At 71.2% G+C, this 22,713-nt stretch carries 14 protein-coding genes and 1 pseudogene; 1 reads left to right on the top strand and 14 read right to left on the bottom strand.

Annotation, left to right across the window (positions count from 1 at the left end; genetic code table 11):
* Nucleotides 1–3: 3 nt before the first annotated feature.
* The 14 genes and pseudogenes from ACWCQK_RS28220 to ACWCQK_RS28285 form a co-directional block, all read right to left on the bottom strand.
* Nucleotides 4–651 carry a PIG-L deacetylase family protein gene (locus ACWCQK_RS28220; RefSeq protein ID WP_451159610.1) on the bottom strand — a complete coding sequence of 216 codons (648 nt, stop codon included), beginning with the start codon at nucleotides 649–651 and terminating at the stop codon, nucleotides 4–6.
* Nucleotides 648–1,475 carry a sugar phosphate nucleotidyltransferase gene (locus ACWCQK_RS28225; RefSeq protein WP_451159612.1) on the bottom strand — a complete coding sequence of 276 codons (828 nt, stop codon included), beginning with the start codon at nucleotides 1,473–1,475 and terminating at the stop codon, nucleotides 648–650. Before ACWCQK_RS28225 ends, ACWCQK_RS28220 begins: the two co-directional genes overlap by 4 nt.
* Entirely contained in the window at nucleotides 1,472–2,707 is a 1,236-nt protein-coding gene (locus tag ACWCQK_RS28230) for a class I SAM-dependent methyltransferase (protein ID WP_451159614.1), read from the bottom strand. Before ACWCQK_RS28230 ends, ACWCQK_RS28225 begins: the two co-directional genes overlap by 4 nt.
* Nucleotides 2,704–3,981: a glycosyltransferase gene (locus ACWCQK_RS28235; protein ID WP_451159616.1), complete on the bottom strand. Its 1,278-nt coding sequence runs from the start codon at nucleotides 3,979–3,981 to the stop codon at nucleotides 2,704–2,706. Before ACWCQK_RS28235 ends, ACWCQK_RS28230 begins: the two co-directional genes overlap by 4 nt.
* 2 nt (nucleotides 3,982–3,983) lie before the next feature.
* Nucleotides 3,984–5,216 (bottom strand): O-antigen ligase domain-containing protein, encoded by a 1,233-nt coding sequence (locus ACWCQK_RS28240; RefSeq protein ID WP_451159618.1) that lies wholly within the window; start codon nucleotides 5,214–5,216, stop codon nucleotides 3,984–3,986.
* 1 nt (nucleotide 5,217) lies between these two features.
* Nucleotides 5,218–6,738: a right-handed parallel beta-helix repeat-containing protein gene (locus ACWCQK_RS28245; protein ID WP_451159620.1), complete on the bottom strand. Its 1,521-nt coding sequence runs from the start codon at nucleotides 6,736–6,738 to the stop codon at nucleotides 5,218–5,220.
* A gap of 9 nt (nucleotides 6,739–6,747) precedes the next feature.
* Nucleotides 6,748–8,715, bottom strand: a complete 1,968-nt coding sequence (locus tag ACWCQK_RS28250; protein WP_451159622.1) for an alginate lyase family protein — start codon at nucleotides 8,713–8,715, stop codon at nucleotides 6,748–6,750.
* Nucleotides 8,712–10,901: a bi-domain-containing oxidoreductase gene (locus tag ACWCQK_RS28255; RefSeq protein ID WP_451159624.1), complete on the bottom strand. Its 2,190-nt coding sequence runs from the start codon at nucleotides 10,899–10,901 to the stop codon at nucleotides 8,712–8,714. The genes ACWCQK_RS28250 and ACWCQK_RS28255 overlap by 4 nt, the downstream gene beginning before the upstream one ends.
* Before the next feature lie 29 nt (nucleotides 10,902–10,930).
* Entirely contained in the window at nucleotides 10,931–12,865 is a 1,935-nt protein-coding gene (gene asnB / locus ACWCQK_RS28260) for an asparagine synthase (glutamine-hydrolyzing) (RefSeq protein ID WP_451159626.1), read from the bottom strand.
* Between the two features lie 2 nt (nucleotides 12,866–12,867).
* On the bottom strand, nucleotides 12,868–14,388 hold the full coding sequence (locus ACWCQK_RS28265) for a Wzz/FepE/Etk N-terminal domain-containing protein (RefSeq protein ID WP_451159628.1): 1,521 nt from the start codon (nucleotides 14,386–14,388) through the stop codon (nucleotides 12,868–12,870).
* Nucleotides 14,385–15,755: a Wzz/FepE/Etk N-terminal domain-containing protein gene (locus ACWCQK_RS28270; protein ID WP_451159630.1), complete on the bottom strand. Its 1,371-nt coding sequence runs from the start codon at nucleotides 15,753–15,755 to the stop codon at nucleotides 14,385–14,387. Before ACWCQK_RS28270 ends, ACWCQK_RS28265 begins: the two co-directional genes overlap by 4 nt.
* Nucleotides 15,752–17,016: pseudogene (locus ACWCQK_RS28275) on the bottom strand (glycosyltransferase family 4 protein). Before ACWCQK_RS28275 ends, ACWCQK_RS28270 begins: the two are co-directional and overlap by 4 nt.
* Nucleotides 17,006–18,334, bottom strand: coding sequence for a nucleotide sugar dehydrogenase (locus ACWCQK_RS28280; RefSeq protein WP_451159632.1), 1,329 nt, complete (start codon nucleotides 18,332–18,334; stop codon nucleotides 17,006–17,008). Before ACWCQK_RS28280 ends, ACWCQK_RS28275 begins: the two are co-directional and overlap by 11 nt.
* A 73-nt stretch (nucleotides 18,335–18,407) precedes the next feature.
* Nucleotides 18,408–19,886, bottom strand: coding sequence for a sugar transferase (locus ACWCQK_RS28285; protein ID WP_451159634.1), 1,479 nt, complete (start codon nucleotides 19,884–19,886; stop codon nucleotides 18,408–18,410).
* Nucleotides 19,887–21,915: 2,029 nt separating this feature from the next.
* Here ACWCQK_RS28285 and ACWCQK_RS28290 point away from each other — a divergent pair.
* Nucleotides 21,916–22,710 (top strand): SGNH/GDSL hydrolase family protein, encoded by a 795-nt coding sequence (locus ACWCQK_RS28290; protein ID WP_451159636.1) that lies wholly within the window; start codon nucleotides 21,916–21,918, stop codon nucleotides 22,708–22,710.
* Nucleotides 22,711–22,713: the final 3 nt, after the last annotated feature.

The following is a 22,713-nucleotide window of genomic DNA, read 5'->3' on the forward strand; positions in this document are numbered from 1 at the left end:
GGTTCAACCCCCCAGGTTGAGAGTGAGTTTGGTGACGGCGAACGCCTCGGCATAGCGCGCGTGACATTCGATGCCGCGGATCCGCGCCAGCCCGAGAAAGGCCTCGCGGTCGTACCAGGGCCGGTGCCGCTGCGAGGGGTAATGCTCCTGGAGCAGCCCCACCTTCCGCTCGGCGACCTCCGTCGAGAGCGGCTGGTACGCCGCCGGACGGCCGAGATCGCCGTCCCACTTGACGATCTCGTACCCGAGCACCAGGTGGTCACGGAACGCGGTGGTCATCAGCTGCGCCAGTCCGCGGTGGTCCTGGTGCGCGTCATCGGTGCGCGGGGCGAGGACGAGATCCGGATCGGTCTGCCCGCGCAGCTCCTCGACCGAGCCCTTGGCCTCGTCCCAGTGCGCGGGCAGCCGGCCGTCCGGCAGCTTGTGCACGGTCAGCCGCAGGTCGGCGCCCGGGCAGAAGGCGGCGAGCGCGGCCCGCTCCTCCTGCTCGCGCGCGCTGCCACCGCCGGAGAGCACCAGCGCGTCGACGCGGATGCCCGGCCGCGCGAGGCACAGCGTCAGCAGCGTGCCGCCGGCGCCGATGGCGATGTCGTCGCAGTGCGCGCCCACCGCGACGACCCGGTCCAGGGGCCCGGCCCCGAGCCGGATCACGCCCTCGCTCCGGCGCCGTCTCCGCCGCCGGTCGCGCCGGCCCCCGCGTCGTCCCGCTCCCACACGGCCCACGGGCGGTCGCCCCGGGCGTAGGCGTCGTCGAGCGCGGCCCGCTCCTTCACGGTGTCGGTCGGCTTCCAGAAGCCGCGGTGCTGGTAGGCCACCAGCCGTCCCCGCTTGGCGAGTTCGGTGCATCCGTCAGCGACCAGGTCCCCGTTCTCCGGGATGTGGTCGAAGACCTCCTGGCGCAGCACGAAGTAGCCGCCGTTCTCCCACAGCGGCAGTTCGCTCACCGGGGTGATGCCCCCCACCAGGCCGTCATCGCCCAGGTCCACGCAGTGGAACGAGGACTGCGGTGGCACCACCATCATCGACGCACCGGCGTCGCGCCGGGCGAACCGGTCGATCATCTGCGGCAGCGGGGCGTCGGTGAGGACGTCGGCGTAGTTGGCGAGGAACATCTCGTCGCCGTCCAGGTGGTGTCGCACCCGGCGCAGCCGCTCCCCGATCGGTGACTCGACGCCGGTCTGCACGAACGTGATCGTCCAGGAGGCGATGTCGGTGGACAGCAGCTCGGTCCGCCCGCCCCGCAGCACGAAGTCGTTGGACGTCGTCTCCTCGTAGTTGAGGAAGAAGTCCTTGATGTGGTGAGCGCCGTACCCGAGGCACAGGATGAACTCCGTGTGCCCGAAGGAGGCGTAGTAGCGCATGACATGCCAGATCAGCGGCCGCGGGCCGACCATCGCCATCGGCTTGGGCACGTCGTCGGAGGTTCCGTTGCGCATCCGCAGCCCATAGCCGCCGCAGAACAGTACGACCTTCATGACTTGGCCTCGACAATGCTCAGTTCCGGTATGGGAAAGACCAGCCGGCCGCCCCACTCGTGCACGAAGGACAACTGCTCGACGAGTTCGGCCCGCAGGTTCCACGGCAGGACCAGGACGTAGTCCGGCTTGTCGGCGGCGATCCGCTCGGGCGGCAGGATCGGGATGCGGGTGCCCGGGGTGAACCTGCCGTGCTTGTAGGGGTTGCGGTCGACCGTGTAGGGGAGCAGGTCGGGCCGGATGCCGCAGTGGTTGAGCAGGGTGTTGCCCTTGCCCGGGGCGCCGTAGCCGACGACCGTCTCACCGCGCTCGGCCGCGTTGATGAGGAACCGCAGCAGGTCCCGGCGCACCTTGGCCACCCGAGCGGAGAACTGGGTGTACCCGGACAGCTCCCGCAGTCCGGCGGCCTTCTCCCGGTCCAGCACCTCTGCCACCCGCCGGGTCGGCTCGCCGGCCACCTCGGCCGGCCGCGCCCACAGCCGGATGGAGCCGCCGTGCGTGGGCAGCAACTCGACGTCCACGAGCGTGAGTCCGCCGCTCGCCAGCGCCCGGGCCGCGGACGCGACCGTGTAGTACTGGAAGTGCTCGTGGTAGATGGTGTCGTACTGGTTGTCCTCGATCAGGGTCAGCAGGTGCTGCACCTCGATGGAGACCCAGCCGTCGTCGGCGACCAGGGCGCGCAGCCCCCGGGTGAAGCCGACCACGTCGGGGATGTGCGCGTACACGTTGTTGGCCACGACCAGGTCCGCCGGGCCGTGCTCGGCCCGGACGTCGCCGCCGGTGGCCGGGTCCAGGAACTTCGTCAGCGTGGGCACACCCGCGTCCCGCGCGGCGGCGCCGACGTTCACCGAGGGCTCGATGCCCAGGCAGCGGATCCCACGGTCCACCACATGCCGCAGCAGGTAGCCGTCGTTGCTCGCCACCTCGACCACGAAGGCGTCCGAGCCGAGCTCCAGCCGCTGTACGGCGTCGGCGACGAACGTACGCGCGTGCTCCACCCACGAGGTCGAGAAGGAGGAGAAGTACGCGTACTCGCTGAACGTCTCCTCCGGCGTGATCAGCGGAGGGATCTGCGCGAGCCAGCAGTCGGTGCAGACCCGCAGGTGCAGCGGGTACGCGGGCTCCGGCTGGTCCAGCCGGTCCGCCGCGAGAAAGCTCTCGCACGGCGGGGTCGCCCCAAGATCGACGACGCTCTCCAGCGCCGCCGAGTCGCAGAGTCGGCATCGTGTCATCTTTTTCCGCCCCCATTCCGCTCGCGCGAGTGCCCCCACCGCGAGCCAGTGCTTGTGTCCCCTTCCGGCGGCGGGCTCTCCCCGCCGCCGGACCGACCCGCGATCGCGGATCGGTACCCCTTCACCAGGCGCTCCAGCCCGACGGCCGGGCTGAAGTCCTGTTCGTAGCGGCGCCGGGCCGCCTGTCCCATCTCCCGGTTGCCGGCCGGCTCGGCCGTGATCCGGCGCAGACACGACGCGAGCGAGGCGGCCTCGCCCGGCCGGTGCAGCAGCCCGGCCACCCCGTCCTCGACGAGTTCCACGAAGGCGCCGTGACCGGCGGCGACGACCGGGACCCCGGCCGCCATCGCCTCCACGACCACCAGACCGAACGCCTCCAGCCACGTCGAGGGAGCCACCACGGCGACCGACCGCGCGATGGCCTGCCGGCACTGCGCCAGGTCGTACAGGCCGACGTAGCGCACGTCGTCCCGGTCCGCCGCCCAGGCGGCCACCTCCGGCTCCAGCGGCCCCGTGCCGGCGATCACGAGCGGGACGCCCACCCCGCCGTCGGCGGCGAGCGCGTCCCACGCGGCCATGAGCAGCCGTACGCCCTTGGCCTCCGCGAGCCGGCCGAGATAGAGCACATGCTCGCCCGGGCCGGTCCGGACGACGCCCGGTTCGGGCACGAAGTTGTGCTTCACCGCCAGCCGCTCGGGTGGCATTCCGGCCCGCACCAGGACGTCGCGCTGCGCCGCGGAGATGCAGAAGAACCGCTCCACGCCGGACCACCACCGCCGTCGGTTGACCGACAGGCTGACCGCGAGCGGCACCGTAGCCAGCCGGGAGCCGCGGTAGCAGCCGTGCCGGACGGCGGGCAGCGGCGCGGTCCCGACGCACTCCGCGCACGGCCGGCCGTCCCGTTGCAGCGTCCCGGGCGGGCAGACCTGGGTGTAGTTGTGCAGGGTGGCGACGGCGGGCACCCCGGCGTCGGAGCAGGCGGCCAGCACCGCCGGTGACAGCAGCGGGAAGACGTTGTGGACGTGCACCACGTCCGGCCGCTCGCTGTGGAGCCTGGCGGCGAGCTCCGCGCGCACCGCCGGGTTCCACGGCACCAGCAGCGGGATCGCGGCCTTGCCCGGCAGGGACCGGGCGGCGATGTCGTCGCTGCGCCGCTCGAACACCCCGACCTGGTGGCCGGCCTCGCGCAGCAGCGCCACCTCCTGGTCGACGACCTTGTTCTCTCCGCTCGGCTGCGCCGAGGCGTAGCGGTTGTGCACCACGAGCACGTGCATGCTCAGGTCGCCTCCGATCTCTGGGCCCATCGCGGGACGCGTCGTTGGGGCACTTCGGGCGTGGACAGGGGAGCGGCCTCGGCGGGTACCGCCAGCAGCGAGGCGGCCACGGCCAGGTGCAGCAGATAGGGCGAGGCGTCACCGAGACCGGCCTCGGTGTACGACGCGATCGCGCAGTAGCTGATCAGGAAGATCGCGCAGGCCCTCGACAGCGACGGTGGCCGCAGCAACGCGACGGCGCCCAGCACGATGATGATCGCCGCCACCAGGGCGACGCCGGTCATGCCCTGCTCGTTGTAGACGGCCAGCCAACTGTTGTCGATCGGCAGCCCGTTGAACGACTTGTCGCCCAGGCCCGTCCCGAACAGGTACTCCAGGGTGGTACGGGGTGCCGCCAGCAGGGCGTGCCAGACCTTGGCCCGTCCGGTGAGGCTGCTGAAGTTCGCCTGGCTCTGCCCGCGCAGGAACCACGTCTGCAGCGCCGAGGCGAACCCGACCGCGGCCACGGTGGCGCACAGCACCGCCCAGGCGAAGAACCGGCGGGCGGCGGCGCTGGTCAGCACGAGCGAGCTGATCGCCAGCGTCAGCCCGATGAGCAGGCCGAGCGTCGCCGTGCGGGTGTGGGTCAGCGCGAGCAGGACGAGTGACGGCACGATGACCACCGCCGCGCTGGTCCGGTCGGTCCGGCGGCCCAGCAGGAGCAGCGCCGTGAGCCCGATGATCACCGCCGCGTACTGTCCGATCTGCGGCGGGGTGAGCGGCCACAGCGCGCCGACCAGCCGTCCGCCGTAGAGGTCGGGCAGGGCGGCGCCCGGTGAGATGATCGCGCCGGCGGCCACCGACCCGAGGACCACGAAGTAGATCCGGATGTGGTGCCGGACGAAGGTCGGGCTGCCGTCCCACCAGCGGCTGAGCAGCCACAGCGTGCCGACGAAGAGAGCCAGCCGGGCGCAGCGGAACAGCGCCCCGAACCCGGACTCCAGGTCGGCGCTGGAGATCACGCTCGGCACCAGCAGCAGGGTGAGCAGGAACACGAAGGAGCTGGCGCGGATGCGCAGCTGCAGATTGACGGCGAGCGCCAGGGCGAACGCGGCGACGAGTGCGCCCATCGTGACCATCTGGATGAGGGAGCGTGGCAGCGGGACGATGGTCTTGGCCCCGGCGGAGCCGAGCGTGTTGAGGATCAGCAGTCCCCAGACCGTCCCGACGACCTTCGACGTGTGGTCCCTTTCCATCTCAACCACCGTTCCGGGTACGGAAGGTGCTGCCCGCGTCCTGCTGGTACGGCGCGGTCTGCCACTGCCCGGAGTCGAGGACCCGGCTCGGGTCGTGGGCGACGAACTTCCAGGGTCCGACGTAGACGTTGTCGTGCCAGTGGTTGTCCTGCGCGTGGGTGATCGCCTCGGCCACCCGTTCGCCCTGGTACGGCGACCAGTCCGGGTAGGTGCCGTAGTTGGCCAGCACCGCCATGCGGTCGCACTTCACTATGCAGTTCACGACGGACTTGTCCAGTTCGAAGCGGTTGTCGTGGATGTCCACCCGCTGGGTCTTCCACCGGCAGTCGGCGTAGAGGGGTGCGGTGGCGATCGCCGGCTGTGCGCAGCGGTGGGTGTCCTTCACCAGCAACGTGCAGTCGCCGGAGGAGGTGTTGGCCGGGCTGTTGCAGAACCGGTCGGCGTTCTCCCACAGGGTGATCCCGGACCAGTTGTCGTCCAGCACGTTCCGATAGATCTCGATCTTGTCCGTGCGGGCCGGCACGCGTGGTTCGCCGCCGGACTCGGACAGGTAGACGGTCGCGAACGGGAAGCTGTCTCCGCTGTCGGCGTACTTGCGGCCCTCGACCCAGTTGTTGTGGCGGATGATGTTCTTGCGGATGACCGCGTTGTAGCTGGTCTCGTAGATCAGCGCGGCGCCGTCGTTGGCCTCGAGCACGTTGCCCTCGATGCGGAAGTCGTTGTTGTTGGTGTCGGCCCACAACCCGGCTCCCCGGTTGTCGTGCACCCAGTTGCCGCGGATGTCGGCGCCGTCGACGGCCCAGAACTTGACGCCTCCGGTGCAGCCGCAACCGGGCCGCCGCCGTTCCCAGTCGTCGGTGTTGTTGCCGACGATCTCGTTGCCCTCGACCACCAGGCCGCTGATACGACCGCTGGCCTTGTAGGCGTTGATGCCGTATTGGCCGTTGTCGCGCAGGCAGTTGGCGCGCACCTGCTGGCGGGCCCCGGCCATCAGTGCGGCGCCGGAGTTGTTCTGGACCGTCGCGTGTTCGATCACCCAGCCGTTGGCCGAATCATGGTTGACCACGCCCTCGTCGCGCGGCGCGACGAAGCCCTGCACGGTCAGGTAGCGGATGGAGACGTCGGAGGCGGTGCCGCCGAACGCGTACTGGTTGGTCCTGCGGCCGTCGAGCACCGCACCGGGCGCGCCGAGGTACTGGTCGCCCTCCTTCGGGAGGACCTGGGAGTAGCGGTTCGGGTCGAGTCTGTGCTTGCCCGGTGCGAGCCAGAACGTGGTGTTCGGGGGGTTGCTCTCGGTCTTCGCAGCCAGGTCACCTGTCACCGAGGGGTCGACTGTCACCGCGCCCGCCGGCGCCGTCGCCGGCCCGGCCGCGGGCTTGGCGCACATCCGGGCCACGGAGGTGGATGGCGCGGCGGTCGGCTTCGGCTGTGCGTCCGGCGTGCTGTCGCAGCCGGTCGCCGCCGACAGGGCCAGTGCCAGCAGTGCCGCCGGCAGCGCCCCGTGCCGCCACTTGATCCGCAAGCGTCCTCCCTAGCCGTGGAACCTGAGTACGGTGGTGAACCCCTCCGAGCCGTCGGCGAAGCCGCTGCCGACGAGCGTGGTGGAGGGTTCCTTGCGCCCGAAGCCGGGGGAGTACCAGCCCAGGGGCGGGTCGCTCTCCCCGCGATGCGCCCGCCAGCTCAGGCGCGCGGGCAGCTCCAACTCCGCGGAGCGGTCCTCGCCGTCCCGGGTCCAGGTGAGCACCGCCCGGTCACCCACCAGGTCGGCGCTGATCGCCGGGCCGAGGTGGAACGCCAGGCGCACGGCCCGGCGCGGGCCGCGCACCTCGTCGACGATCCTCAACTCACGGCTCGCGGAAGTCAGTTCCACCTGGCGGCGGTGCACGGAGCGCTGGTAGCCGTCGTGCTCGGCGGACCAGCGGACCACTCCCTCGTCCGCCGCGTCCGCCGTGTCCGCGACCAGGACGGTGCTGCGGGCCTGGCGGGTCCACAGGAACGGGCCGCCGGAGACGGACTGGTCACCGCCGTCCAGTTGCAGCGTGTTGTGGCCGAGAGTCGAGCGGAAGTACTGCCGCCACTCGGGCTGCCCGTGGTAGCAGAACGTCCCCGGGTCGGCGAGGACGTCGACTCCGTCGTGCCGGACCTCCACGGACAGCGCGTCCGCGTGGGCGTGCGCGGCGATGGACAGGAAACCGTGCGGACCGCCGTCGCAGCGGCACCAGATCTCCGCCGGACCACGCAGGATGGTCATGCCCGCGTCGGCGAAATGGGCCGGCCGGCTCGCCGGGCGGGACATGGCCGGTGCGGTGGTGTCCCGCGCGTACGGCCGGATGAGCGCGGCCAGCAGCGGGGTGCGCACATCGGTGCCGGTCACCGTCGGCCACCAGGCGAGCCGGCCGAACACGGTCTCGCCGGTGGCCAGCAGTGAGCCCCAGCGGTCGGTGCCCGCCCCGTCCACGACCAGCCCGTGCCCGTCGTCCGCGTCCCCCTGGCGCGGTGGCCGCAGCCGGTTGTCCACGACGGCAGCGAGCGCGTCGGTCATCCGCAGCAGCACCAGCCGGATCGAGGCGGGGACCGGCACGCCGGCGGCGTCCGCCTCGGCCACCGCGACCAGGCCGAGTTCCAGCACCAGCCCGTGGTACTCGGTCGCCAGCTCGCGGTTGAGGCCGGAGTCGAAGGTGTTGCCGCGCAGGTGCCGCTCCAGCGACCGCAGCGCGTCGGCCCGCCAACGCGCCGAGGAGGGGAACCATCCGAACGCGCAGGCCGCGGCGAACTGCCCGGCGGCCTCGGCGACGACGTGGTTGTTCGCCGAGGAACCCCGGCTGGGGAAGGCGGCCAGCCAGCGCTGGTGGTGCCAGATCTGGTTCAGCGCCGCCGGATTGTCCTCGAACAGCGCGGCCACGCCCGGCCAGTCGTCGAGCAGCCGGCGGATCCACACCCAGGACAGCAGCCGGATGCCCAGCTCGATGCCGCTGGTCCAGTGCACTCCGCGCAGCGGCGCGTTGGCCGTCCACCACGACCGCAGGTGCTCGGCCACCCGCTCGGCGTACCGCTCGTCCCCGGTGATCGCGTAGGCGGCGGCGAGCACAGTGAGGTACTGGTGCCGGGACAGCTCCCAGATCTGCTTGATGTCGCCGACCGCGGCCTCGTCGCGGTACGGCACGTCGAAGGCGTAGCCCCACGGAGCGCGGCGCCCGGTTTTCGGGTCGTACCACCAGTTCGGGTCGGCCAGATCGTCGCGGTCCACCCCGAAGAACTCGGCGTGTCCGGCCATCAGCCGGTCCGCCTCGGCGATGAGCCGCTTCGCGGCGTCCGGCGGCACCGCGGCGATCGTCCCCGCGGGCAGTGCCGCGGTGAACCGGGCGCCGCTCACGCTCGGGCAGGCCGGCCGCGCCGACCGCCACCGCCGCCTGCGCACCGCGTCGCTCACCCGGCCGCCGACCTCCCGCGGGCCCATCCGGGACAGCCGTCGCAGGTACCAGCCCGCGCTCATGGTCATCGCGTCCTCGCCAACGTCACGGGCAGGCCGCCGGCCAGGCCGGCCTGCACGGCGAGGGTGGCGGCCGTGGTGGCGACCAGCGACTCCAGTGGCACCGGCATCGGGCCGCCGGTCCGCACGGCCTTGACGAACGCGGCCAGTTCGGCGGACTGGCCCTTGTCCCGGGCCTTGGGCAGCCGCGAACTCACCCAGCGCTTGCGGTCGTGGACCGAGGCACGGACGAAGTCGTCGAGCCGCAGCACCTTGCCGTCCGCGACGAGGTCCAGCGTCTCCTTGGGGAAGTTGGGCGCGCCGGTGGTGACGTAGCTGATGGTGGCGGTGGACCCGTCCGGGTAGCGCAGCACGACCTGAAGGTCCTCGTTGCCGGGTGTCGTGATGGCGTACACCGAGACCGGGTCGGCCTCCAGCAGCCAGCTCGCCGTGTCGATGAAGTGTCCGCCCTCGCCGGCGAACCGCGAGCCCTCCGTATCTCCGCGGAGGTACCAGCTGCCGTGCTGCAACCGGCCTGCGTTGACCAGATAGCGCAGGCTCGCGGGACCGGTCCGGGCGCCGAACCGCTTCCTGGCCTCCTGCAACAGGGGCGCGAACCGGCGGTTGAAGCCGACCTGCAACCGGTCGTTGCCGGACTCCTCGACCGCCGCGAGCACGCCGGCCAGCTCGTCCTCGGTGAGCGCCAACGGCTTCTCCACGAACACCGCCTTGCCCGCCAGCAGCGCTTTGCGGGTCAGTTCGGCGTGCGAGCTGTGCCGGGTGACGACGAACACCGCGTCGATGGACTTGTCGCCGAGCACGGCGTCGAGATCGGTGCTCGCCTCGGCGAAGCCGAACTTGCGCTGGGCGTTGGCCGCGGACAGTGCCGTCGTGGTGACGACCGTGGACAACTCGACGCCCTCGCGCCGGGCCAGGTGCGGCAGCAGCATCGACGTGGCGTAGTTGCCCGCGCCGACGAACGCCAGCCGCACCGGCGCCTCGGCGGACCGGGCCGGGGCGGACGCCCGGCCGCCGCCTCGCACCGCCGGCACGGTGACCGCCGGGGCCTCCGCCCGCGCCGCTTCCTCCTTCTGCCCGGGGTACCGGAACAGCACGGCCACAGCCTTCAGTTCGCCGTCCTTCAAGCGCTGATAGGTCGACACGGCGTCATCGAAGTCGGCGATGTGGGAGACCAAGGGCTCCACGTCGACGCTGCCGCGGGCGAGGAGATCGAGGAAGCACGCCAGGTTGCGGCGCTCGGTCCAGCGCACGTAACCGATCGGGTAGTCCCGCCCTTCGAGCTCGTACTCCGGGTCGTAGCGCCCGGGGCCGTAACTGCGGGAGAACCGGACGTCGAGCTCCTTCTCGTAGTACGCGTTCCACGGCAGGTCCAGGCGGCACTTGCCGATGTCGACGACCCGGCCGCGGTCGCGGCAGAGCCGCGCGGCCAGCTCGACGGGCTGGTTGCTGCCGCCGCCGGCGGCCAGATACACCTGGTCCACGCCATGGCCGTCGGTGAGTTCGGCGACGGCGGCCTCTACGGCCGCGGACGCGGGATCGCCGCAGGCCGCGGCACCCAGACGCTCGGCGAGCTCGCAGCGCACCGGGTCGGGGTCGACCCCGACGACGCGGACCCCCGCGGCCGCGAGGAGCTGCACCACGAGCTGCCCGATCAGTCCGAGGCCGATGACCAGCGCCACCTCGCCGAGCTGCGGCTCACCCTGGCGGACGCCCTGCATCGCGATCGACCCGACGGTGCCGAAGGCCGCGTGCCGCGGCGCGAGACCGTCCGGCACCGGGGTGTAGAGGTTCTTCGGAACCCAGTTCAACTCGGCGTGCAGCGCGTGCTCGTTGCCCGCGCATGCCACGAGGTCGCCGACCTTCACGTCGTCGATCCCGGCGCCGACCTGCTCGACCACCCCGCACAGCGAATAGCCCAGCGGCGTGTAGGAGTCCAGCTTGCCCATCACCTTGCGGTAGGTGGCGGGCACCCCGTTGGTGGCCACGCTCTGCATGACCTTCGCCACCTGGTCCGGCCGGGAGCGGGCCTTGCCCAGCATCGACATGCCGGCCTCGGACACCTTCATGAGCTCGGTCCCGGTGGATATCAGCGAGTAGGCGGTGCGGACCAGCACCCCGCCCGGCTTGCACCCCGGGACCGGCACGTCGAGCACCGCCAGCTCGCCGCTCTTGTAGTTCTGCACAACCTGCTTCACCCGAAGTCCCCTTGTTTCTACGCCGTCTTCTACGCCGCTGACCGAGCGGTGTGGCCGGACCCGGAGGTCGCGTCGCGGTACCAGTACTCGAGGGTCAGCACATGCCACAGATGCTTGGAGAAGTCCCGCTGTCCGGCGGCGTCCTCGGCGACCATCCGCGCCAGCGCGTCGCGGCGCAGGAACCCTGAGTTGACGAGCACGCCGTCGTTGACCACCTCGCGCACCAGCGGTGCCAGATCCCGGCTCATCCAGGCCCGCAGCGGGGCGCTGAACAGGCCCTTCGGCCGGTACACGATCTCCCGGGGCAGGACCGAGGTGGCCGCCTCCTTGAGGACGGCCTTGCCCTGCCGGCCGACGATCTTGCGGTCGCCGGGCACGGCGAACGCCGCCTTGACCACCTCGACGTCCACGTACGGCACCCGTACCTCGGTCGACGCGGCCATGCTCGACCGGTCGGTGTACGCGAGGTTCAGGCCCGGCAGGAACATCCGGGCATCGCCCAGGCACATGCGGTTGACGAAGTCGTCGAGATCGTTGTCCTGGTAGACGTCCGCGTGCTCGGTCAGCACGTCGTCGACCGTCCCGGCCAGGTCCGGATCGATGAGGGCGAGCAGCTCGTCCTGGTCGTACATGGTGTAGCTGCGCCGGAACGCGGTCTCCTCCGGCAGATCGGCGAAGGACAGGAACCGCTTCGCGAAGCGCACCGACCGGTAGCCCCGGCGGGCCGTGGCGACCGGCAGCCGGTCCACGGCACTGGAAAGGCCGCGCCGCAGGGGCCGCGGGACGCGCTGGTAGCGCAGCGCGATCAGATTCGCCAGGTGCTTGCGATATCCGGCGAACAGCTCGTCGGCACCCATCCCGGAGAGCATCACCTTGACCCCGGCCTCCCGGGCGGCCGAGCAGATCAGGAACGTGTTGATCGCGGCCGGGTCGCCGATCGGCTCGTCCAGGGCGTACGTCATCTGCGGCAGCAGGTCGAGGACGTTCGGAGCGATCTCGATCTCGTGCAGGTCGACGCCGAACCGCTCGGCCACCCGCCGGGCGTAGCGCAGGTCGTCCGGCATCGCCTCGAACTTGGCGTCCTCGGGACGGAACCCGATCGTGTAAGCCGAGATCCCCGGTTGGTGCCGTGCCGCGAGCGCGGTCAGATAGCTGGAGTCGAGACCGCCGGAGAGGAAGGTCGCCACGGGTACGTCGGAGAGCATGTGCCGCCGGGTCGACTCCTCGACGACGGCGGCCAGATCCGGCTGCTCGCCGCTGCGGATCCGCTCCCGGCCCTCGGCCGCGACGTCCCTCAGGTGCCAGTAACGGCCGCGCTCCACCCGGCCGTCGGGCCGGCACCTGAGCCAGGTCCCCGGCGGCAGCTTCTCCGCCTCACGGAACGCGCACCGCGAGTCCGGCACCCAGTAGTACAGCAGTGAGGCCACCAGCGCCGCGTGGTCGACCTCCAGCGACCCACCGGTCACGGCGGCGAGCGCCTTGAGCTCGGAGGCGAACACCAGACCCTCGCCGCGACGGAGCAGGAACAGCGGCTTGATGCCGAGCTGGTCGCGGGCGAGCACCAGCTCACCGGTGCGCTCGTCGAAGATCCCGAACGCGAACATGCCGCGCAGCCGGGGCAGGCAGTCCGTGCCCCAGCGCCGCCAGGCCTCCAGCAGCACCTCGGAGTCGGAGGTGCCGCGGAAGCTCACCCCGGCGGCCGACAGCTCGGCCCGCAGCTCGGGCGCGTTGTACAGCTCGCCGTTGTACGTCAGGACGAGGCCGCCCGAGCGCATCGGCTGCGCGCCGGTCTCGGACAGGTCGATGATGGCCAGCCGGCGGTGCCCGAGGTGGACTTCGCCGTCACCGGCGGGGTGGCTGTAGCGGCCCGCCCCGTCCGGACCGCGGTGGGCGAGGGTGTCGGTGAGCCGGTCGGCCACGGCCTTCCCGTCCGGCCAGTGGTAAGTGCCTGCGATGCCACACATGTCTAGCGCGCCTCCTGGTCGCTGTCCGGGACCCGTGCCGCCCGCATCGGCAGTTGCTCGGCCCGCCGTCGGCCCGTCCCGATCTGCCGGGCGAGGCGCTCGTTCTCGCCGCGCAGCGCGGTGTGCAGCCCGTCCCACAGCGTGCCGTCGGTGCGGTCACGCGGATCGGGGTCGATCAGCACCACACCGATCACCGGAATGCGCTGGTCCGCGAGCTGGCGTGCCACGGTGTGCAGCCAGGCGGCGTTGCCGTGCCCGGCGCGTACGACGAGAACGGTCTGCGTGCCGAGGTACTGGAGATCGGTCCACGCCGTGCCGGGCGCCACCGAGCCGACGCCGAGCCGGCGTTCCCCGGGCGACTCGGCCGCGGCGCGCTCGCCGGTGACCACGGTCGGGTCCCCTGCTTTCGGGCGGCGGCCCGCGAGCTGCCGGCCGGGCAGAGCGTCGACGACGACCACCGGCCCGTCCGCGGCGAGTGCCCTGGCGAGGTCCAGGGCGATCGCGGCGGCGCTGCGCGCACAGCCCAGTTCCAGCAGCGACATCGGTTCCGCGGAATTGCGCACGGTACGGACCAGGGACGTGGTGAGCCGTTCGCGTGCCGCCCGGATCCGGCGGCGCTGCCACAGCTTGCCCGACCGGCGGGGCAGCTCCGTGATGACGGAGGCGCCGAGGTTCGCCGCGATGTCCCGGCGCAGAACGGGACGGTCCGCCACCACCGTGCCGACCGTGGCCAGCGCGAGTCCGAGGACGAGTCCGAGGAGGAGCCCGACCGCGGCGTTGGTGGCGGCGGTCCTGGGCAGGGAGTGGTCCACGGCGCGTGGGGCGTCCACGATCTGTGTGCCGGCGATGAGCTGGGGCGTGCCGATGCGTGCTTCCGCGGCGCGCTGGCTGAAGTCGGTGATCCGTGAGGTGAGTTCGGCCCGGCGGGCGAAGAGGGACTCCAGGTCCGCCGACGCGTTCGGCCCGCTCCCCGGCTGTCCGTCCGCGATCGCCTTGTTGACCTGGTCCAGCTCGTCCTGCATGCGGTCGCGCTGGTCGAGCAGGGCCTTGGACTCGGCGTTCGCGGCTTCCTGTATCCGCCTGACGTGGTCCGCGACGAACGCGTCGGCCAGGGCCTTGGCGCGGGCCACCGCTTCCGCGTCGCTGTCGGCCGTCACGGTGATCTGCAGCAGGTTGTTGGTCAGGCCGAGTGCCCCGTAGTCGCGCATGAAGTCTTCGGGTTTGTCGGGGGAGTCGAGGGACCGCAGGGCCGTGTCGGCGATCCGCGTGGTCTGCAGCAGCGCGACGTCGGTGCGGATCAGCGTTCCGGGGTCGTTCGGCTGGTCCTCCTGGTGCGCGACCAGCACCTTGGTCACCGCGGTCGGCGGTGGTGGCAGCAGGACCGCCAGCGCCGCGCCGACGAGCAGCCCGAGCAGCGCCATGGCGTACCAGAGTCGGCGCCGCCTGCGCACCGCCACCACCAGTGCCTGGAGGTCTAGCAGCGGAGCGGCGGCTGACGACTCCGCAGATGTACTCGTCGTCACCTTGCTCCTCCCGTTGCGTCGCCGCTGATCGCGAGCGCCGGCTTGGCGTCATCCCGGGGACGGCCGGGGGACCGTGTCGAAGTGGCTCGGACCGTGCCGGCGAGGACGATGCCGACGACCTCGTGCTGGGCGTCCGTACACGCCTCGGCGATGCCGTTGAGCTCAGGTGCGGTCCAGCTGCCCGCACTGAGCACGATCAGGACACCGGACTCGTGGTCGCGGTCCGGGACCAGCGGGTGGGACACCGAAACCTCGACCAGTCGCAGCAGCGGATCGCTCTCCGCCGCGGCGACGAGCTGCCCGGCGGCCCGGCGGGCGATCTCGTCGCCGTCCGGGACGACGACGAGCAGCTTTCGGGGGGCCGGCAGCTGGTCCCGGAGACGGGCGCACACCCGCCGGTAGCGGGTCTGCCTGGCGGCCTCGTCGCCGGACGCCGGCGGGGTCGGTATGTCCCACCGGGTGTCGACGCCCAGCAGCCGGCGGAGCCAGGCCCCCCGCGGTCCACGGTCCTGCGACCGGTGCGCCGCCCGTTCGGCGGGTACGTCCACGCTGCCCAGCAGCGTCGAGCGCAGCGCCGCGGTGATCTCCGCCTGGGTGCGCAGCCGGCGGCTCATCCGCGCTGCGGTGAGGTGGCCGACGACCGCGAGCAGGAAGAACAGCAGGGCCCCGGCGACGATGAGCTGTACGCGCGTCGGCGGTGCCTCGCCGGACGGCCGGGCGGCCGGCCCCATGACGACCATGTTGGCCTTGGTGGCGGCCGGGTCGGCCTCATCCAGCTTGTTGATGGCCTCCTGCAGCGAGGTGCGCAGCTTTTCGAGGTCGGTGCGGGTCTGCACGCTCTCCACGGTCTGTCCCGGATCGGTCGCGTCGGCGAGCTCGGTGATGCGGCGGCTGGTCTGCACCACCATCTGCTGCAGTTCCTCGAGCCGCGCCGCCGCTTCGGGGTCGGTGTTGTCGTCCACGATCCGCGCGGCGAAGGTGACGAACTGCTGGGCCACCTGGTCGGAGAGTTGCTGTGCGCGCTGCGGAGTGTCGGCGGTGCCCGAGATCTTGATGATGTTCCCGTCGGCGGCCTTGGCGCTCACCTGATCCTGCAGTTCGCCGCCGCTGACCCCGGTCCAGCCGAGTGTGTCGGCCGCGCGGTCGATCACCACCGAACTGGTGGCGACCTCCACCTGAGTCAGCAGTTCGCGCTCTTCCCACGCCCCCGGCAGCAGTACCGATGCCGACGTCGTGTACCGCGGCGGAATCAGCAAGGAGGTGCCGTAGCCGACGAGCGCACCCACCAGAGTGAGGATGGTGAGCAGCCGTCGGCGCCGGCGGATTATCCGCCCGATCGTGACCAGGCGTATCGTGTCATCGCTCAACGGTGCGGCCTCCACCCTGGCCGGTCCGGTCGTCCGCCGGCGCCGGAACGTCGTCACGGCAGGCGGCGGCGTAGGCGGCGAGCAGGGATCGCTGGGAGTTCTGCCAGGAGAGCGACCCGCTGATCCGCTCCTGGCCGATCTTGCCCATCCGGGCCCGCTGCTCCGGGTCGTCCAGCAGCAGGGCGACGAGCTTCGCGAACTCGGCCTCGTCGTTGGCGGGTGCGTAGAGGGCTGCCTCACCGGCGGAGACCCGTGCCTCCCGGAGGTCGAACGAGACGATCGGACGGCCCATCACCATGTATTCCAGGACCTTGTTCATGGTCGACACGTCGTTGAGCGGATTGTGCGGATCGGGGGAGAGGCAGACGTCCGCGGTGGACAGGTAGCGCGCCAGATCGGCGTCCGGTATGCGCCCGGTGAACTCCACCTGCTCCGCGAGCCCGAGCTGTCGGGACAGCTCCACCATCGCGTCGAAGGTGTCGCCCGCGCCGACGAACACCGCGTGCCAGTCGGTCCGTCCGAGCTCGTCACGCAGCTTCGCGAGGGCCCGCAAGGCGTAGTCGACGCCGTCCTGCGGGCCCATGACGCCCAGATAGCACAGCAGATGAGGCTTGCCGCGCTTCAACTCGGGCACGGGCGGGACGGGGTGGAACCGGTCGACGTCGGGCGCGCTGCGCACCACGAAGACGTCTTCCGGCCGCCGGCCGCCTCGGCGCACCGCGACGTCCCGGTAGCTCTCGTTCGTGGCGAGCACGACGTCCGCGGCCCGGTAGGTCCGCCGCTCCAGCGCGCACACGGCACGGTAGAGCAGATCCTCGCCGCGGCCGAACCGGGAGAGGTACAGCTCGGGCACCAGGTCGTGCTGGTCGAAGACGAACCGCGCGCCGCGTCGCTTCAGCCACAGGGCGGGCAGGAACAGCAGGTCGGGCGGATTGCAGGCGTGGACCACGTCGACCCGGCCGACCTTGCGGGCCAGCCGGATCGTGTGCCACAGCGCCGATCCGTACTCCCGCAGGTAGCCGGCCGGCCCTCCGGTGGCCGCGCGCAACGGGTAGCGGTGGATCCGCACCCCGTCGATCTCCGCCTCCGCCTCGGTGTCCCGTTTGCTGCCCTGGGGGCAGATGACGTGCACCGTCCAGCCCGCGTCGCGCAGTGTCGTGCACTCTTGCCACACCCGTCGGTCGAACGGCACCGACAGGTTTTCCACCAGGATCAGCGCACGCCGGTCTGGCCGGTCGCCGCTGGTCGTTTCACCAAGCAAGGCCCATGTACCCCGGTTCGGTCCGGCGCGTCTCCGCGTCGGGAAGGCGGATGAGATCGACGATCACCGGGCCGTCGCCGCCAGGAGGCAGCGCCGACAGCACGGCCTGATCCTTGGTCCCGACCAGGCACACCTCGGCGTGGTCGAGCACCTCCTCGACGGAGTCCGCGAGGAGCTGTGCGAGATGCGGCAGCCGGGTCTCGATGTATTCGCGGTTCGCGCCGAGCAGCCGCGAGAGGCTGACGTTGGCGTCGTAGATCCGCAGGTCGTAGCCCTTGCCGAAGAGCCTCTCCGCCAGCTCGACGAGCGGGCTCTCGCGCAGGTCGTCGGTGCCGGGTTTGAAGGACAGGCCGAACAGGCCCACCCGGCGCTTGCCGGTGCGCTCGACCAGCTCCACCGCCCGTTGCAGATGGTCGGAGTTGGACGGCAGCACGTGGGAGAGGATGGGCACCGAGACATCGGCCCGCTGCGCCGCGTGGACCAGGCTGCGCAGGTCCTTGGGCAGGCAGGAGCCGCCGAAGGCGAAGCCGGGCCGCAGGTAGGCGGGGCTGATGTTCAGCTTGCGGTCGGCCAGGAACACGTCCATCACCTGGTGCGAGTCGACCCCGAGCGCCTGGCACACCGCGCCCAGCTCGTTCGCGAAGCCGATCTTGAGTCCGTGGAACGCGTTGTCCGCGTACTTGATCGCCTCGGCCGTCGGGACCGGCACCCGGAACACCTCGCCGGGCAAACCGTCGTACAGCGCCGCCACCGTGTCGCCGCTCGCCGCGTCGAGCTCGCCGATGACGGTCTTGGGCGGATCGAAGAAGTCCTGCACGCTCGTGCCCTCGCGCAGGAACTCCGGGTTGACCGCGACCCCGACGTCCACCCCGGCCGTGCCGCCGACGTACTTCTCCAGGATCGGCACCAGCAGGTTCAGGCAGGTGCCCGGGAGCATGGTGCTGCGGAACACGACGGTGTGCCTGCCCCCCTGCTTGGCCCCCTCCGCCAGTGCGGCACCGATCTCCGCGGTGACCCGCTCCAAGTAGGTCGTGCACAGGCTGCCGTTGGGCTCCGACGGGGTGCCCACACAGACCAGCGACACCTCGCTGGCCATGATCGCCTCACGGACGTCCGCGGTGGCGCGCAACGCTCCGGTCCGCACCACCTCGGCGATGAGCTCGCCGATACGTTCCTCCACCACCGGGGCCTTGCCGTCGTTGACCAGGTCGACCTTCACCTGGTTGACGTCCACCCCGATGACCTCGTGACCCATGCTGGCCAGGCACGCGGCCGACACGCAGCCCACGTAGCCGAGCCCGAAAACGCTGACTCTCATGACCCGTTCCTCCCCCCGAGCAGGCTTTCGCCGCCTGCGGTCCGTGCGTCGGCCGGACGATGACCCCCGCGCATCAGTAAGCCCCCTGTCCGTAGAGCACCGCACGCAGCGTCTTCCACAAGATCACTGTGTCCAGGGCGAGTGACCAGTCCTCCACGTATCTCAGGTCCAGCCGGACCGCTTCCTCCCACGACAGGTCGCTGCGGCCACTGATCTGCCACAGGCCGGTCAGTCCGGGCTTGACCAGCAGGCGCCGGCGGATGTCCGGGCCGTACGCGGCGGACTCCTCCGGCAGCGGCGGCCGCGGTCCGACGAGTGACATCGATCCGGCGAGCACGTTGAAGAGCTGCGGGAGTTCGTCGATCGAGTACCGGCGTAACACCGTCCCCACCCGGGTCACCCGCGGATCCCGGCGGAGCTTGAACAACAGGCCTGCGCCCTCGTTGCGGTGGGCCAGCGCGGCACGTGCCGCGTCAGCCCCGGCGATCATGGTGCGGAACTTCAGCATGGTGAACTCGCGGCCGTCCTTGCCGACCCGGCGCTGGCGGTAGAGCGCGCCACCCCGACTGTCCGTCACCACGAGCAGCGCGACGAACACCATCAGCGGCGCGAACAGCAGCAGCAGGATCGCCGCGCCCATCCGGTCGACGACCCCCTTGACCGCCCGGCGCCCCCCGGTGAAGGTCGGCATGCTGACCCGCAGCAGCGGGATGCCGAGCACCGCGTCGATGTGCAGCCGTGGACCGGCCACCTCCATCAGCACGGGGGCCACGACCATCTCGGCGTCGCTGCCTTCGAGGTTCCAGGCCAGCCGCTGGAGCCGGTCCGGTGACCAGTGCGGGTCCGGTGTGACCGCGACGACACGGTAGCCGTCGCGGCGGACGTGGCTCGCGACGTCCGTCAGCCGGCCGACGACGCGCACTCCGTCCAATCGGTCACCGTCGAGCCCGAGTCCGTCCGTCGTGCACACCGCGTCCACCCGCCAGCCGAGGTGCGGGAACTTGCGGGTTCTGCTGATCAGGTCCCGCACGGTGGTCGGGCTTCCAGCGGCGAGCACCGGTCGCAGACACCGCCCTTCCTTGCGCTGTTTGTGCAGCCAGAGCCGCAGCAGATACCGCGCCGGCATGGTGATGAGCGCGATCGCCGGGATCGCGACGAAGATCCAGAGCTTGATGTTGCGTGAGGTGAGAGCGATCCCGCCGAGCGCCAGTACGACGGTCGCCGTGAACAGTGCACGTCCGAGCCGGCGGAATTCCTCGGCGCCCTGGCCGAGCACGGCCGGCGTCCAGGACCGGCTCACCGCGAGCGCTCCCAGCACCAGCAGCCAGGTCCCGAACGCGAGAATCCCCCACTTCTCATGCCAGTTGGCCGCGTCCCGGGCTCCGAAGAAGTTGCCGATCGCCGCCACCACGAAGGCGGTGGCCACCGTGTCGCTCGTGATCACGGCACGGCGGTAGCGCTGCTCCCATTCGATCGCGGGCTGTCTGATTGAGTTGTCCGTCAGGCGCTCGCGCGCTGACGGAAACGGGCCGACCAGTCCCCCTTGCCGCACAGAACCCCCCAGGTCCCCAGTGGCTCGACGTGTTCGCCCAGCACTGTTGCTCCCCCGCAGGAGACCCCCGCCCCCTGCGCCCCGCGACGCACCGTTCCTCTCCGCGGGAAGTCCTGCCCTGGGCATGACATCCCGGCGATTGCAGATCTACGCGAACAACCCACCCTCCCGGCAAGGGACTTGAATGTCCTGCCGGCCCTTCGAGGCGTGAGACCCGTCGAAACCCTTGGCGCTCCCTGCACCCAAGGCCCCGTTCGGGACCCAAAAATCGATCACCCCCACGTCTGGCGCACCGGACGAGACCACTGTCTCTCCGTAGCGCCGGACCTATTGATCATTATTGGTCGCCTCGTGTTCGAACAGCTGAAGCATGGTCAATCTAGACCATCGGGGCCAGGTTGAAGAGAGGGATGTGTGTAATTTGTGCTCAAGATTTGAAGCCTGATCCATCGGGTGGTGACCGCCTATGGCGAGAGTGCGCCAGAGACCGGACGATCACCCGACTGGTTGCGGAGAAAGCCCAGTTGGGACATGCCGTGGACGCGTGTGCGACGGTCGTCCGGGGGAGATCAGCATCTCGCCACGGTCCAACGGCGCCCGTCGACAATGATGTTGGGGTGCGGCGTGGGGTTTGAGGTGCCGTGTGAGGTTCCCCGGTACGCCGACATCCAGCCGTACGCGGCTGGAGCGACGGTGATCGACTGGGCGCCGGGGGGGGCCGCTGTCGGCGGCGCTGGCGGGGGAGTTGGGTGCGCCCGGGCGGGGGCGCTGGGGCGGGAGTCGGGTGTGGCCGGTCTCCGTCTCCTCGACGGCACTCGAAGCTGTCGCGGATACGGCGGTTCCACTCACCACTTTGGCTGATAAGCCCCGTTGGAGCGCTCGCGCCGGTGCCGCATGCGGCCTGTCCGGCGGGCGGCTCGTAGCTGTGAGGTGACCGCGCAGGCGAGGTCTCCCGCGACCGGGGGCGGACCTCGGCCGATCCGCGCCTGGCGGAGGACCGCCCCGCAAGCGTCCCGACCCGCTGCGCCCGCGACGGCGGCCGCCGGCGGCCCGCGGCGATGAGAGGCGGCCGACGGCGATCGGAGCCGGCCGGTGGTCGGAGTCGGCCGGCGGTCCGAGGTGGCGAGCGGCGAGCCAGGTGTTACGCGCGTAAATTCCTGCCGCCAATGGCTTGCCGATGCCCCCTGAACTCACAATACTTCAGCATTGAACTTGTCAGGAGCACGTCCGACCCGCCCACAGGCGGGCTCGTGCTGTACCCGCTCGCCCCTCTGACCCGCATCCCCCCACAGGAGGAACGCATGCGGATCACGAAGCCCAGCACTGCGAGACGTACGGGACCGATCGCCACAGCGACCGGCCTGTTCGTAGCGATCGAGCCCCCGACCCCCGCCACTCGGACCACCTCCACGACAGGGTCCCGGCAGCGGATTCACCCGCCGTCCGCCGAGCCCGCACCCGAATCCGCCGCCGAAGCTCCCTGCGGGAACACGTCCCGCGCCGAACGCGCGAGCGGAACCTCCGAGCAACCGTCCGGCGGCGACAGCACCTCGCACCGGCTGACCCGCCTCCGCGCCGCGCACCGCGCCCACGGCCCGTACGGAGTCCTCGACGCCGTGACGACCGTCGACGGCCGCGCTGATCGGTCGTCCGTTCCAGCGCCGCGCGATGCCGCACTGCTCGCCTTAGTCCCCGGCGGCAACGCCGCCCGAGCCGCGCACCCCTGGCACTCGGCTTCCCGCCCGTGACCGGGGCGCCGAACACGCCCGGCACCGACCTGCGCTGACGGTCCGTCGACCACGTCCTCGCGGTACCCATGTCGCCCCTATCGGCCTGCCCGGGGCATCCCGCCACCTTCTCGCGGCGGCCCTCCGCCTTCGGCACGCCCCTGGCCCCATCCCCGTGAGGTCAGGGTGTGAACGCGGAGTCCAGCAAGAGGGTTGTTCTGTCATGCCCACGCCATTCATGCAGCTCTGTCGCCTGCCGTCCGGCATCCGTCGGAAGGTGGCATTCCACTTCTGGAGGTCCCGTGAGATCGACCAAGCCGCTGTCCGTGCTCGCAGCCCTGGGCGCCGCAGTGCTGCTCAGCCTCGGCCTGGCCGCACCGGCCCAGGCCGCCGGCCCCGTGTACGTCGCACTCGGCGACTCCTACTCCGCCGGCAACGGTGCGGGCAACTACGACAGCGCGAGCGGCGCCTGTCACCGCAGCCTCAGCGCCTACCCCTACCTGTGGAAGAACGCGCACGCCCCGTCATCCTTCGCCGACACGGCCTGCTCGGGCGCGGTCACCACGGACGTGACGAACTCCCAGCTCGGCCCGCTGAGCTCCGCCACCACCCTGGTCTCCCTCACCGTCGGCGGCAATGACGCGGGCTTCGCCGACGTGATGACGGCCTGCGCGACGGATTCGGACGCCGACTGTGTCAGCCGGGTCAACCAGGCCGAGAGCTACGCGCAGAACACGCTGCCCGCCCGCCTCGACGCCACCTACAACGCGATCCGGGCCAAAGCCCCCAACGCCAAGGTCGTCGTGCTGGGTTACCCGCGCCTGTACACCCTCAACGTCTTCTGCATCGGGCTCAGCGACACCAAGCACCGCAAGATCGACGAAGCCTCCGACGTCCTCGACAGCGTCATCCAGAACAGGGCCGCCGCGCACGGCTTCGTCTTCGGCGACGTCCGAAACACCTTCAACGGCCACGAGTTGTGCTCCGGCGCCAACTGGCTGCACTCCATAGTCATCTCGCCGACCTGGGAGTCCTACCACCCCACCGCCACCGGCCAGGCCTCCGGCTTCTACCCCGTCCTCAACGCCAACAGCTGACCC

The sequence above is a fragment of the Streptomyces sp. NPDC002306 genome (genome assembly GCF_053593435.1).

Bases quoted from the DNA above. Each gene is read 5' to 3' on its own strand.
- ACWCQK_RS28225 (WP_451159612.1), bottom strand. From the start codon at position 1,475: ATGAAGGTCGTACTGTTCTGCGGCGGCTATGGGCTGCGGATGCGCAAC.
- ACWCQK_RS28230 (WP_451159614.1), bottom strand. From the start codon at position 2,707: ATGACACGATGCCGACTCTGCGACTCGGCGGCGCTGGAGAGCGTCGTC.
- ACWCQK_RS28235 (WP_451159616.1), bottom strand. From the start codon at position 3,981: ATGCACGTGCTCGTGGTGCACAACCGCTACGCCTCGGCGCAGCCGAGC.
- ACWCQK_RS28240 (WP_451159618.1), bottom strand. From the start codon at position 5,216: ATGGAAAGGGACCACACGTCGAAGGTCGTCGGGACGGTCTGGGGACTG.
- ACWCQK_RS28250 (WP_451159622.1), bottom strand. From the start codon at position 8,715: ATGACCATGAGCGCGGGCTGGTACCTGCGACGGCTGTCCCGGATGGGC.
- asnB (WP_451159626.1), bottom strand. From the start codon at position 12,865: ATGTGTGGCATCGCAGGCACTTACCACTGGCCGGACGGGAAGGCCGTG.
- ACWCQK_RS28280 (WP_451159632.1), bottom strand. From the start codon at position 18,334: ATGAGAGTCAGCGTTTTCGGGCTCGGCTACGTGGGCTGCGTGTCGGCC.